The 12,168-nt window shown below is 54.5% G+C and carries 10 protein-coding genes; 5 read left to right on the forward strand and 5 right to left on the reverse strand.

Annotated features, from left to right (window positions below):
* The first annotated feature begins 364 nt into the window (after window positions 1-364).
* The 3 genes from asr to GEAM_RS08555 all read left to right on the forward strand — a co-directional run bounded on the left by asr (window position 365) and on the right by GEAM_RS08555 (window position 1,967).
* Window positions 365-796, forward strand: coding sequence for an acid resistance repetitive basic protein Asr (asr, locus tag GEAM_RS08550; RefSeq protein ID WP_034790559.1), 432 nt, complete (start codon window positions 365-367; stop codon window positions 794-796).
* 110 nt (window positions 797-906) lie between these two features.
* Entirely contained in the window at window positions 907-987 is an 81-nt protein-coding gene (gene ydgU / locus GEAM_RS23590; RefSeq protein WP_456867294.1) for a small membrane protein YdgU, read from the forward strand.
* Window positions 988-1,097: 110 nt separating this feature from the next.
* A complete protein-coding gene (locus tag GEAM_RS08555) occupies window positions 1,098-1,967 on the forward strand; it encodes a trypsin-like serine peptidase (RefSeq protein ID WP_034790561.1) in 870 nt (289 codons plus the stop codon).
* A 75-nt stretch (window positions 1,968-2,042) separates the two neighbouring features.
* On the opposite strand, the gene GEAM_RS08560 is transcribed toward GEAM_RS08555, so the two are convergent.
* Together GEAM_RS08560 and hrpA are read right to left on the reverse strand one after the other, a co-directional pair.
* Window positions 2,043-2,375, reverse strand: coding sequence for a gamma-glutamylcyclotransferase family protein (locus GEAM_RS08560; protein ID WP_034790563.1), 333 nt, complete (start codon window positions 2,373-2,375; stop codon window positions 2,043-2,045).
* A gap of 13 nt (window positions 2,376-2,388) precedes the next feature.
* A complete protein-coding gene (hrpA, locus tag GEAM_RS08565) occupies window positions 2,389-6,285 on the reverse strand; it encodes an ATP-dependent RNA helicase HrpA (protein WP_147283378.1) in 3,897 nt (1,298 codons plus the stop codon).
* 297 nt (window positions 6,286-6,582) lie between these two features.
* Here hrpA and GEAM_RS08570 point away from each other — a divergent pair, with 297 nt between their 5' ends.
* Window positions 6,583-7,200, forward strand: coding sequence for an FMN-dependent NADH-azoreductase (locus GEAM_RS08570; protein WP_034790569.1), 618 nt, complete (start codon window positions 6,583-6,585; stop codon window positions 7,198-7,200).
* A 121-nt stretch (window positions 7,201-7,321) separates the two neighbouring features.
* Here the strand turns inward: GEAM_RS08570 and GEAM_RS08575 are convergent, their stop codons facing one another.
* From GEAM_RS08575 to GEAM_RS08585, 3 genes are read right to left on the reverse strand one after another with little or no spacing between them, the layout of a single operon-like run.
* A complete protein-coding gene (locus tag GEAM_RS08575) occupies window positions 7,322-7,684 on the reverse strand; it encodes a YdbL family probable chaperone protein (RefSeq protein WP_051899456.1) in 363 nt (120 codons plus the stop codon).
* A 36-nt stretch (window positions 7,685-7,720) separates the two neighbouring features.
* Entirely contained in the window at window positions 7,721-7,930 is a 210-nt protein-coding gene (locus tag GEAM_RS08580) for a YnbE family lipoprotein (RefSeq protein WP_051899457.1), read from the reverse strand.
* Window positions 7,927-10,626, reverse strand: a complete 2,700-nt coding sequence (locus GEAM_RS08585) for a YdbH family protein (protein WP_034790572.1) — start codon at window positions 10,624-10,626, stop codon at window positions 7,927-7,929. The genes GEAM_RS08580 and GEAM_RS08585 overlap by 4 nt, the downstream gene beginning before the upstream one ends.
* A 73-nt stretch (window positions 10,627-10,699) precedes the next feature.
* Between GEAM_RS08585 and GEAM_RS08590 the strand changes: the two genes are divergently transcribed.
* On the forward strand, window positions 10,700-11,686 hold the full coding sequence (locus tag GEAM_RS08590; RefSeq protein ID WP_034790575.1) for a 2-hydroxyacid dehydrogenase: 987 nt from the start codon (window positions 10,700-10,702) through the stop codon (window positions 11,684-11,686).
* Window positions 11,687-12,168: the final 482 nt, after the last annotated feature.

Consider the following 12,168-nt stretch of genomic DNA (forward strand, 5'->3'; position numbering starts at 1 on the left):
CCCCATTCGGCAAACCTCACCCCGGCCCTCTCCTTAAAAAGGAGAGGGCGCAAAAACCTCCCCACCTGCTAAGAATCCTCTCAATAAATCTTCCAGATCCCACGATTTCTCAACGATTTGCGGTGTTGCAGAGTGTTCAAGTACACAAACAACATTGTATGTTGTAACTAAATGCAGGGTTTTCTATGTACATAAGTTGACGAAATCCTCGTAACAAATTGATTTTGTTATTGGATTTAGTTTGTACAAAGCGTTACACGCCGACACCAATCACTCACTTACAAAGCTGACCGCCGCGCCTACTATTCTCCTACCGGCCCCGCAGTGGGGTGGACATATAAACGAACATTCTGAGGAATTTAAGATGAAAAAAGTATTAGCTCTGGTTGTTGCCGCTGCAATGGGTCTGTCTTCTGTAGCTTTCGCTGCTGACACTACTGCTGCACCAGCTCCTGCTGCTGCTCCAGCTGCAACTACCGCTGCTCCAGCGGCTGCTGCTCCAGCTGCAAAAGCACCAACTAAGCACGCTGTAAAGCATAAGAAAGCACACAAGAAAGCTGCTCAGAAAGCGCAAGCTGCTAAGAAACACAAAAAAGCTAAGAAAGCCGCTCCAGCACAGAAAGCGCAAGCTGCTAAAAAGCACGTAAAACACGCTAAGAAAGCTGCTCCAGCTCAGAAAGCTCAAGCTGCTAAAAAACACGTGAAACACGCTAAGAAAGCTGCTCCAGCTCAGAAAGCTCAGGCTGCTAAAAAACACGTGAAACACGCTAAGAAAGCTGCTCCAGCTGCTAAATAAGTAAGACTTTTGGTGAGTGGTTCCACTCCCTTAGAGTAAGACTGAATATTAACACCCGGTTCGCCGGGTGTTTTTTTCTCCAGTTTTTTAGATTGAGGTATTGATGGAAGATGCTGCGCCGATACCTGTTCGAAATCACCCTTAGCGCACTGATACTGTGCGGTTTAATTACCCTGTTCTTCTACTTGTGATTTCACCTGAATAAAATCCCTCCGGTGATCACACCGCCAGTTGCAAGCGTCTATAATCACTCCATAATATACGATTCAAGGGATTTCCCTGCTTTCAAGGTCAGAATGTTATGCGCATCGCGTTACCTTTAGTTTTGAGCCTTTTTTGTTGCACCATTTCCTCTGTTCATGCGGACGTACCTGAACCCGATTCAGATTCCGATGCACCAACCATTAGTTTGAAAGAAAAGACTGCCCTGTTCTTTGGTCACGATCATCGCATTGCCGTCGCCAACACCAGCGACTGGCCGTGGCAAGCCATCGGGCAGATTGAAACTGAAAGCGGCAATCTCTGTACTGCGACGCTTATCTCTAAACATCTGGTGTTAACCGCCGGGCACTGCGTGCTGGCTCCTCCGGGTAAGATTGATAAAGTCGTGGCGCTGCGTTTTATTTCGCACAAGCAGAAGTGGCGTTATCAGGTTACGGCCTTAGAAACGCTGGTTGATCCTAAGTTAGGCAAGAAATTGAAAGCCGATGGCGAAGGCTGGATTGTGCCGTCGAAGGCCGCCGCGTTTGACTTCGCGCTGGTGCGACTGACGGATGAAAATATCTCGCTGCCTATCACCCCGCTGCCGCTGTGGGAAGGCACCCGTGACCAGCTTACCGCCGCGCTGAAGCAGAATGGCCGTAAGATAACGCAGGCGGGCTATCCGGAAGATCATCTGGATGATTTGTACAGCCATGAAAACTGCCTGATCACCGGCTGGGCGCAGCCCGGTGTGCTGTCGCACCGTTGTGACACCCTGCCCGGCGACAGCGGCTCTCCGCTGCTGCTGAAAACCGGCGATAAATGGGCGCTGATTGGTATTCAAAGCTCGGCCCCGGCGGCGCAGGACCGCTATTTAGCGGACAACCGCGCACTGGCGGTTCCGGCAATTCGCGATGCGCTGAACAAGCTCTCTTCAGGTGCCGTGAGCGCCATGCCAGCCGCGCAATAAGCTACTGACAAAGCAGCAAAAAAAAACCTAAGTCACATTGAGTGGCTTAGGTTTTTTTATTGGTGCTGCGGCGAGTTAGGCGTCAGCTTTCAACATATATATGCAGGAAGTCACCGTGCTGCCGTCGGTGGTTGTCACTTCAACCGGCACGCGCTCGTAGCCCTCGCCTTCGAAATCATCCAGAATCTGCCAGTTTTCGGCGAGCTTTTCAGAGCTGAAGACAAAACCATTTACCCGGTTGCCGCTGTCATCAAGCACAATCCCCGGAAAGCCCATTTCAGCCCCCCAGCCTTTGTGCAGCAGGGTTCCCCCTACGTGCCCTTCTTGCCAACTGCCGCCAATCCCCTCCAGTACGTGGGCGTTTGGGCGGCCGGGGCCTAAAGTGCCATAAACGAATAACGTTGCCATTCTCACTCCTCAATCAACCGGTGACTAACTGTTCCATGGTTTGCAAAATACGCTTGTCTGAAATCGGGTACGGCGTGCCCAACTGCTGGGCGAAATAGCTCACGCGCAGCTCCTCAATCATCCAGCGAACTTCTTTGACTTCTTCGCTCTGTTGGCGAGCCGGTGGCAATTTGTTCAGCCACTGCTGCCACAGCTTCTCGACGTGTTCGACCTTCAACATCTGGGCGCGGTCGCGATGAGGATCCATCGCCAGCTTGTCCATCCGTTTTTCAATCGCGTTGAGATAGCGTAGCGTACCTGGCAGGCGTTTCCAGCCGTTCTGTGTAACAAACCCACGGTAGATCAACCCTGACATTTGGCTCTTAATATCAGACAGCGCCAGCGCCATAGTCATATCAATTCGGCCTTTGAGGCGTTTGTTGATATTGAATACCGCCGTCAGGATCTGCTCCACCTGCACGGCAATTTGCACCACGGCCTCATTCAGATTGGCGCGAACGTGCTCGTGAAGACGGGCAAACTCTTCCTCTTTCCACACCAGACCGCCACTTTCGGCAATCAACTTATCAATGCCGCAAGAGATACAGTCGTCGATCAAATCCAGCACTTTGCCATAAGGGTTGAAGTACAGCCCCAGCTTGGCTTTGTTCGGCAGCTTCTCATGCAAGTACTTGATAGGAGATGGAATATTAAGCAGCAGTAAGCGGCGCACGCCCGCCCACATCGCCTGCTGTTGCTCCAGCTCGCTGTCAAACAGGCGAATCGCGATGCTGTCTTTGGTATCGACCAGCGCCGGATAAGCTTTGACTTCGTAGCCACCGCGCTTCTGCTCGTAGCGCTCGGGTAGCGTGCCGAAGCTCCAGACGTGCAGATCGCTTTGCTCAATGCCGTCATCGGCCACGGCAGACAGCGTCTGCTGCACCTGCTCTTTCAAGCCGGATTTCAGCGCCGTAAGGTCTTTGCCTTCGCGCAGGGTTTTGTTTTTGTCATCCAAAATACGGAAAGTCATTTTGAGATGGTCTGGAACCTGCTCCAGCTGCCAATCATCTCGTGACACTGTCACTCCACTCATTTTACGCAATTCGCGCTCCATGGCGTCTAACAGCGGCTGCTCGAAAGGCTTGAGGCGGCCCAGCAGCGCGTCGGCGTAGTTAGGTGCTGGCACGAAGTTGCGGCGAATCGGCTTCGGCAGTGACTTAATCAGAGCCATAATCAGCTCGCGGCGAATGCCGGGGATCTGCCAGTCGAAGCCCTGCTCGTCAATCTGGTTGAGCAGCGGTAGCGGGATATGCACCGTCACGCCGTCGGCGTCGGTACCCGGCTCAAACTGGTAAGTCACGCGCAGCTTGATGTTGCCCTGATGCCAGAAGTTCGGGTAGTCGTGAGCGCTGATGTTGCCCGCGCCCTCTTTGATCAACATGCTCTTTTCGAAGTTCAGGCTGTCGGCGGGCTGGGTCTTCCACCAGCTATCAAAGTGACGAGACGACACCACTTCCTGACCAATACGCTGCTCGTAGAACAGGAACAGCGTCTCGTCGTCGACCAAAATATCGCGGCGGCGTGACTTGTGCTCCAGCTCTTCCACTTCGCCGCGCAGCTTGAGGTTGGCGCGGAAAAACGCGTGACGCGTCTGCCAGTCACCTTCCACCAGCGCATGGCGGATAAACAGCTCGCGGGAGAGCACCGGGTCAATGCTGCCGTAATTCACTTTACGCGCCGCGACAATAGGCAGGCCGAACAATGTGACTTTCTCAGAGGCGATCACCGCGCCCTGTGCTTTCTCCCAGTGCGGTTCGCTGAAGCTGCTCTTCACCAGATGCTTGGCCAGCGGCTCAATCCATTCAGGCTCGATGCGCGCGGCGATACGTCCCCACAGGCGGCTGGTTTCCACCAGCTCGGCGACCATCACCCATTTCGGCGGCTTTTTGAATAAGCCGGAGCCGGGAAAGACGGCAAACCGAGCATTGCGCGCGCCGGTATACTCTTGTTTATCCGCATCTTTCATGCCGATATGCGACAGCAGCCCGGTCAGCAAGGCGCAGTGAACGCTGCGATAATCGGCAGGTTCGCTATTCACCGGCAGGCCCAGCTCTTTCACCACTTGGCGCAGCTGAGTGTAGATATCCTGCCATTCACGCACCCGCAGGTAGTTGAGGTAGTCACTGCGGCACATTTTGCGGAACTGGGCCGAAGAGAGCTCTTTTTGCTGCTCTTTCAGGTAGTCCCACAGATTCACAAAGGCCAAGAAGTCGGAGTCTTTGTCGGCAAAGCGGCGATGTTTCTCGTCGGATGCCTGCTTCTTGTCCATCGGGCGTTCGCGCGGGTCCTGAATCGACAGCGCGGCGGTAATGATCATCACTTCGCGCATACAGCTGTCTTTACGCGCTTCCAGCACCATGCGCGCCAGACGCGGGTCAACCGGCAGCTGGGCAAGCTGGCGGCCGGACTGAGTCAGGGTATAACGCCCGTCTTGCGCGTTATTGATCGCACCCAGCTCTTCCAGCAGGCGCACGCCGTCCTGAATATTACGTTTATCCGGCGCTTCCACAAAAGGAAACGCGGCGATGTCGCCCAGCCCCAAAGAGGTCATTTGCAGAATGACCGAGGCAAGGTTGGTACGCAGAATTTCCGGATCGGTAAACTCCGGGCGCGACAGGAAGTCTTGCTCGGAATAGAGACGAATACAGATACCTTCGGAGACACGTCCGCAGCGGCCTTTACGCTGATTCGCCGAAGCCTGTGAAATCGGCTCGATAGGCAGGCGCTGCACCTTAGTACGGAAGCTATAGCGGCTAATACGCGCCGTACCTGGGTCGATAACGTATTTAATCCCCGGCACGGTCAGCGAGGTTTCCGCCACGTTGGTAGCTAGCACGATGCGGCGACCGGCATGAGACTGGAACACGCGGTTCTGCTCGCTATTGGACAGCCGGGCATATAAAGGCAGGATTTCGGTATGCGGCAGATCCAGCTTGTTCAGCGCGTCGGCAGTGTCGCGGATCTCGCGCTCGCCGCTCATGAAGATCAGGATATCCCCGGCACTTTCGCGGCCAAGCTCGTCCACGGCATCAAAAATCGCCTGAAGCTGGTCGCGGTCGGTGTCTTCCGCGTCATCCACCACTGGGCGATAGCGCACGTCCACCGGATAGGTACGACCTGAGACTTCAATAATCGGCGCATTATTAAAATGCTTCGAGAAGCGCTGAGGGTCGATGGTCGCCGAGGTAATAATGACTTTTAAGTCTGGGCGTTTCGGCAGCAGCTGGCGCAGATAGCCAAGGATAAAGTCGATATTCAGGCTGCGTTCGTGGGCTTCATCGATGATCAGCGTGTCGTACTGCATCAGCATGCGATCCTGTTGGATCTCCGCCAGCAGAATACCGTCGGTCATCAGCTTAACCAGCGTGTTGTCACCCACTTGGTCGTTGAAACGCACTTTATAACCGACGGTGCCGCCCAGCGAGGTTTCCAGCTCATCGGCAATACGGTTGGCCACGGTTCTGGCTGCCAGACGCCTTGGCTGAGTATGGCCAATCACGCCTTTAATGCCGCGCCCCAGCTCCATACAGATTTTCGGGATCTGCGTGGTTTTACCGGAACCGGTTTCCCCCGCCACAATCACCACTTGGTGGTCGCGAATGGCGTTGAAAATATCGTCTTTCTTTTGGCTAACCGGCAAGTTGTCCGGGTAGCTGATTTTAGGTCTTGAAGCTTCGCGCGCGCTGACTTTTTGCAGGCTCTGGGCGATAGCGTTTTCAATCTCTTGGGTAATACCTTCGACCGCTTTCGGGTCGTCCTGCGCTTTATTAAATAGCGCTTTAGCGCCGTGCAAGCGTCGTTGCAGGCGTTGGCGGTCACGAAGCATCAGCCCGTCTAGTTGCGCTGACAGTGCCGCGAGCGGAGATTTCACGTTCGGCATTCCTTGTTGCTCGTCAGACGACCCGAGGATAAACCACAGTATCGGCTGAGTTTGAAAGGTTTAGTGTTGGAAGTAGCAGCGGATTAACCTATGCCTAGTTGCTAATATGTTACCACAAGCTATTGAAGATGCTGAAAGCGGGGTGAATTTAGCGCTCAAGAGAACTCATTCAGTAATATTGAACATAGCACTCGAAATATTACGCTATCACTGAATAAGTTTTGTGAATAAAGTAACTTTCATTCCGGGGCAACGGCCCTTGCAACGCACTCAGTTAAGGATTTATCCATGAGCAAAGTACTGGTTCTGAAATCAAGCATTCTGGCGAACTTCTCTCAGTCTAACCAACTGTCTGATTACTTCGTAGCACAATATCAGGCTGCCCACAGCGGTTCACAAGTTACCGTGCGTGATCTGGCTGCTGACCCAATCCCGGTTCTGGATGGTGAGTTAGTTGGTGCTCTGCGCCCTTCTGACGCTCCATTGACTCCACGTCAGGAAGAAGCGCTGGCGCTGTCAAATACCCTGATTGAAGAGCTGCAAGCTCATGACGTGATTGTTATCGCGGCACCAATGTACAATTTCAACATCCCTACTCAGTTGAAAAACTACTTTGACCTGGTTGCTCGTGCTGGCGTGACCTTCAAGTACACTGAGAAAGGCCCAGAAGGTCTGGTTAAAGGTAAAAAAGTTATCGTGCTGACCAGCCGTGGTGGCATCCATAAAGACACCGGCAGCGATCTGGTTGCTCCTTACCTGTCTCTGTTCCTTGGTTTCCTGGGTATGAGCGACGTAGAATTCATCTTCGCTGAAGGTATTGCTTACGGTCCAGAAGTGGCGACCAAAGCACAGGCCGCTGCGAAAGAAGCTATCGACGCTGCTATCAAGCAAGTCGCCGCAGCTTAAGACTGCCAAGTATTATCACAATCGGGAAGGGTCAATTCCCCTCAGAATCGGTTGTTAAACCCCTCTCCTGATGATGTTGTGATAACACCATTGCGCGCTGAAAAGCGCGCTTTTTTTTTACCTATTTTTGCAGCCACTGGCCGTTAATACCACGCACATACTCACCTGATCCTGCACGCGCCACCAGCTTCTGCCCCGCCAGCTTCGCCACGTCGCCGGTGGTTACCTGATTGTTCTCCGCCACTTGCTTATATTGCTCTTCCCGACCCTGATTAATCCGTTTAACCAGCGCCAGCGTTTCAGCATCTTGCTTAACCGGCGCCAGATAGCCCGACAGGGTTTCGCCAACTCGCCCCTGCTGCTTGGCTTCTTCCAGCGTCAGGGCAAAGGCGGTGCTGCTAAACAGCAAGGATGAAACCAGCACCAGCAGCGCGGACTTTTTCACCGTGGTGGTTTTGAAGCTTTTGAAGGTTAATGCACGCATATCCACTCTCCACACAGGCCTGCCAGCCGCGCCAATTTAGAACAAGTCACTCTGATTTTTCAGCAAGTTTTCAACGTCTTTATCCACCTTGATGTGGATCTCATGCTCAATCTTGACGTTCATATTGATGGTGATCGGCTCTTTCGGCGCAGAAAGTTCAATGCGCGGCACGCAGCCGTTGAGCATCACGACGGCCAGAGCGGTCGCCGTGCAGAGCGTGGTTCGGTAAGCGATAGACGGCTTCATGGTAAAGTCCTCAAATTCTTATCCTTAGAGGGTGCATCCGGTTGGTGAGACAGAGAGTTCGCTGGCAGCGAGATCTCCTGTTGCAACCATTCTTGCAAGTTGTCGCCAAAGCGCAAACTGCGCCACAGCTGATAAATGTTTTCCTGATGGGTGTAATTCAGGTTCACTTCTCTGTCCTGCTTACCCGAGGTATTAGCTCCGGTAACGTGGGATTTCATGGTCAGCTCGCCGAGGTTATCCAGATTCACCTTAGCAATCATCTCGCGGATCTCCATATAGCGGATCCACTCAATCACCAGCCGGTTAGCCAGATTGCCCGCCGCCATGGCATCAGCAAACTGTTGGTCGAGGCGCAGCGTCAACCAACCGTCGTTTTGGATCCAGCCATCGCGCACTATCCAGTGTGGGTCATTAACGTAGAGAGGAAGCTCGCCGTTGATGTTACCGGACATCGCCAACTGTTTGGGTTTCAGCGCGGTGAACAGCTCGCTGAGATTGATTTTTTGCAGCTTAAGCACCGCCGCGTCGTGCTGCGGCATGCGCAGCGCCGACATGCTGATATGCCCGCGCAGGGTATCCACGCCGAGATTACTCAGCGTTAGCGGGGTACTCTCCGACCACGGATAAGTCCCTTGCAGGTCGGCAGTAATGTTCTCCAGCTTGACGAGGTTATTGACCTCGCGCACGCGCAGCATCACCGGCTGTTTGACACCCAGCGTCCAAATCTGATTTTTCAGCCGATACGAGAGGCTGAAGTCCATCCCGCTGACGTCGCCGTCCGGCAGCCACATGCCACCGTCTTTCACCACCCAGTGTCCGCCGCCGATAAACCCTTGCCCGCGCGCCATAGAGAAAGCAGCCTGCGCATAGAAAGAGCCGTCGCGCAGACGAATATTCAGCTCCGGGGTAAGCAGCGACTGGAACACCGCCAACTGCTGTTTCGGCCACCAGGCTTCGCCGCGCAGGCGTTCGCCATCCCAGCGGCCATTGAGCTTAATCGGCCCAATCGGGTCGGCGTCTAGCGTCCCCTTCATGGTGAAACTCTGCGGGTCGCTGCCATTAAGGTGCAACATCAGCTCGCTCGGTGGCAGATAGCCGCCGTTATCCAGCGCAATCTTCTTCGCCACCAGTTTGATGTCGCCGATAAACTGCGGCGGTAAATCCGGTAACTGGTTTTTGAAGCGATCTGGCACCGGGCGTCGCCAAGTCAGAGGTTTATCCAGCGTCAGGCGCGGCGCATCAACGTTGATCAAACCATAATGCAGTTTGTTGAAGCCGGTCGAGAGCGACGTCAGGGTGATCAGGTTGTTATTCCAATTCCCCTTACCGGACATATCCCAGCGCCCGGCCAGCGGCGGCAGCTTACCATTACCCCAGTATTTGAAATTCCACAGCCCCTGATCCGGCCAAAAATTCTCGGCCTTGCCATCAAGGTGCAGATCGAAGGTGCCCCAATAGGTATCACGGGCTTTGACTATCGCCTGAAGTGGCCCACTCACCCCTTCAGCAGAGACTTTCACACCCGCCAGCGGCCAGCGAGCGTCTTGTAACATCAGCTCAGGCGCGGGTTTGCCCCACGCGCGCAGCAGAGCGCCACTGCGCAGCGCCAGCGTCGGGTTGAGCATCGAACCACTCAGCGTGCCGGGCAGTGACGCACTCAGCGAGGTCGACATTAAGTTAGCCTGACCTGTTAGCTGGAAGGCCAAATCGCTATCCAGCAGCCCAACCTTGCCCGGCCCCATAGTCAGCACCACGTTGGCTTTACCGTTATGCCCCTGCGTCAGCACGTTAAGACGCGCCGCGAGCTGGGTCTGGTCGAAGGTATCCGCCCAGTCGCTAAGCGTCAGGTTCACTCCGCCGGAGAGCGGCTGCGCGGCATAAGGCCAGTGCCACTGCCCCTGAGCAATCTGCAAGTTCTTACCGTGAAGGGTCCACGGCAGGGTCGCCAGAGGTTGTTGACTACCCTTTTCGGCAACCGTAAGCACGCCCGAGGTTTGCTGCCATTGCAGCGAAATATCCAGTGGATTCGGCACCTGCGCGGTTTGCATTTCGGCGCGCAGTTCGCCGGTTTGCGGTAGTTGGTTAAGGGTGGCAGGCAGGGTTAATTTGCCGCTCAGAGAGACTGGCTGCTGGCTGCCCGGCGGAGTCAGGCGCAGAGAGTTAATCGCGAGCTGCTGATTGTCGAGCGTGGCGTCGAGATTGAGATCTTCGCCCTGTAGCGTCAGGTGCTGAGTCGCCCCCTGATTGTCGAGACGCAGTTCACCGGCGTAGCGCTGCCACGGCGTCACCACCAGACGGTGAATGATCACATTGCCCGCTGGCAGGCTCTGCTGGATATCAGCTAATGAAAGAGGTTGGCTATCGGCGCTTTTCGGCAGGTTGCTCAGACACAGGGTATCGACATTCAGGCTATCGGCCTCGAGCGCCCAACGGCCACTGGCATGGCTAAGACGCGCATTGGTCGCCTGCGCCAGTTCGCAATCCCCCGCCATATAGCGCATTCCCGGCAGCGAAAGCGTACCATTGGACCAGCTCGGTGACGCGGAAAGGCGCAAACTGGTCCCTGCCGGAAGCCAATGTTGGGCAACCTGAGGCAACCAGCGAGGTACAGTTTTCCATAACACCACGGCCAAAAACAGCAAGGTAAGCACGGTTCCCAGACACACCAGTGCAAAATATCTCAGTCCTTTCCTCATGATATGCCTTGTTTTTCACGAAACCGCTATAAGATACCATAATTAGCATAACAACTTATCGTGGAGAAATAGGATGAAACTCGCCGTTTACAGCACGAAGAATTACGACCGTAAATACCTCGAACTGGTAAACCAGCATTATGGATTTGAGCTGGAGTTTTTTGATTTCCTGCTGACCCCGCAGACGGCAAAAACAGCCATCGGTGCCGACGCCGTCTGTATCTTCGTCAATGACGACGGCAGCCGCGAAGTGTTGCAGGAGCTAAAGTCGCTGGGCATTAAGACACTGGCCCTGCGCTGCGCCGGTTTCAATAATGTGGATTTGGCCGCCGCAAAAGAGCTGGGAATTTCAGTAGTGCGCGTTCCGGCCTATTCACCAGAAGCCGTGGCCGAGCACGCCGTGGGGATGATGATGTGTCTTAACCGCCACATTCACCGCGCCTATCAGCGCACCCGCGAGGCGAATTTCTCTCTGGAAGGGTTGATTGGTTTTAATATGCATCAGCGCACGGCGGGGATCATCGGCACCGGCAAAATCGGCGTCGCCGCCATGCGTATTTTGAAAGGTTTCGGCATGCATATTCTGGCTTACGACCCTTACCCAAGCCCATTAGCGCTAGAGCTGGGAGCCGAGTATGTGGATCTCGATACGTTGTACGCCCAGTCAGACGTTATCTCCCTGCACTGCCCGTTAACCCCAGAAAACCACCATCTGCTGAACGCCACGTCATTCGCCAAGATGAAAGACGGCGTGATGATCGTGAACACCAGCCGAGGCGCACTGCTCGACGCCAGCGCCGCCATCGACGCGCTGAAGAATCAGAAAATCGGCGCGCTGGGTATGGACGTGTATGAGAATGAGCGCGACCTGTTCTTCGAGGACAACTCCAACGAAGTGGTGCTCGACGACGTGTTCCGCCGCCTCTCATCCTGTCACAACGTGTTGTTCACCGGGCACCAAGCCTTCCTGACCAGCGACGCGCTGACCAGTATTTCGGAGACAACATTGTTGAATGTGGATCAGTTGGCGAAGGGGGAGTCATGTCCGAATGTTTTGTAGTTTTGGAAACTACAGGAAACTTTTAGGTCAAGACTGTGGGCTCGCCGCCCACAATGGCCTTAAGGTCAAGACCGTGCGCTGCCGCCACACCGGCCTTAAGGTCAAAACCGTGGGCTCGCCGCCCACACTGCTAAAATCTTGCGCCACGCAAATTAGCCTTAAGGTCAAGGTCGTGCGCTGCCGCCACACCGGCCTTAAGGTCAAAACCTTGCGTTGCCACGCAAACTGGCCCAAAGGGTTTTAAACGAAACCCTTTGGAATCCTGCGTTTTTCTGCTGCGGGAAGATCGAGGCTGCGCAGGGTCGGAATGGACATGTTTCAGCAGCCACAGTGTTCGTCGCGAAGTGCCGCCGCTTAGGCGGTTCCCTCAGTTCGGGTTTCGAGCCATAGGTCTCGAACCACTCCCTCGGCGTCACTTCTGAACGCGACTTACTGGCATTTACACCGAACCTTTCCATCCCCCCTTAACAAACTCGAATTTG

The organism is Ewingella americana ATCC 33852 (genome assembly GCF_000735345.1).
GTDB classification, from domain to species: Bacteria; Pseudomonadota; Gammaproteobacteria; order Enterobacterales; family Enterobacteriaceae; genus Ewingella; species Ewingella americana.

Bases quoted from the DNA above. Each gene is read 5' to 3' on its own strand.
- asr (WP_034790559.1), top strand. From the start codon at position 365: ATGAAAAAAGTATTAGCTCTGGTTGTTGCCGCTGCAATGGGTCTGTCT.
- ydgU (WP_456867294.1), top strand. From the start codon at position 907: ATGCTGCGCCGATACCTGTTCGAAATCACCCTTAGCGCACTGATACTG.
- GEAM_RS08555 (WP_034790561.1), top strand. From the start codon at position 1,098: ATGCGCATCGCGTTACCTTTAGTTTTGAGCCTTTTTTGTTGCACCATT.
- GEAM_RS08560 (WP_034790563.1), bottom strand. From the start codon at position 2,375: ATGGCAACGTTATTCGTTTATGGCACTTTAGGCCCCGGCCGCCCAAAC.
- GEAM_RS08570 (WP_034790569.1), top strand. From the start codon at position 6,583: ATGAGCAAAGTACTGGTTCTGAAATCAAGCATTCTGGCGAACTTCTCT.
- GEAM_RS08575 (WP_051899456.1), bottom strand. From the start codon at position 7,684: ATGCGTGCATTAACCTTCAAAAGCTTCAAAACCACCACGGTGAAAAAG.
- GEAM_RS08580 (WP_051899457.1), bottom strand. From the start codon at position 7,930: ATGAAGCCGTCTATCGCTTACCGAACCACGCTCTGCACGGCGACCGCT.
- GEAM_RS08585 (WP_034790572.1), bottom strand. From the start codon at position 10,626: ATGAGGAAAGGACTGAGATATTTTGCACTGGTGTGTCTGGGAACCGTG.
- GEAM_RS08590 (WP_034790575.1), top strand. From the start codon at position 10,700: ATGAAACTCGCCGTTTACAGCACGAAGAATTACGACCGTAAATACCTC.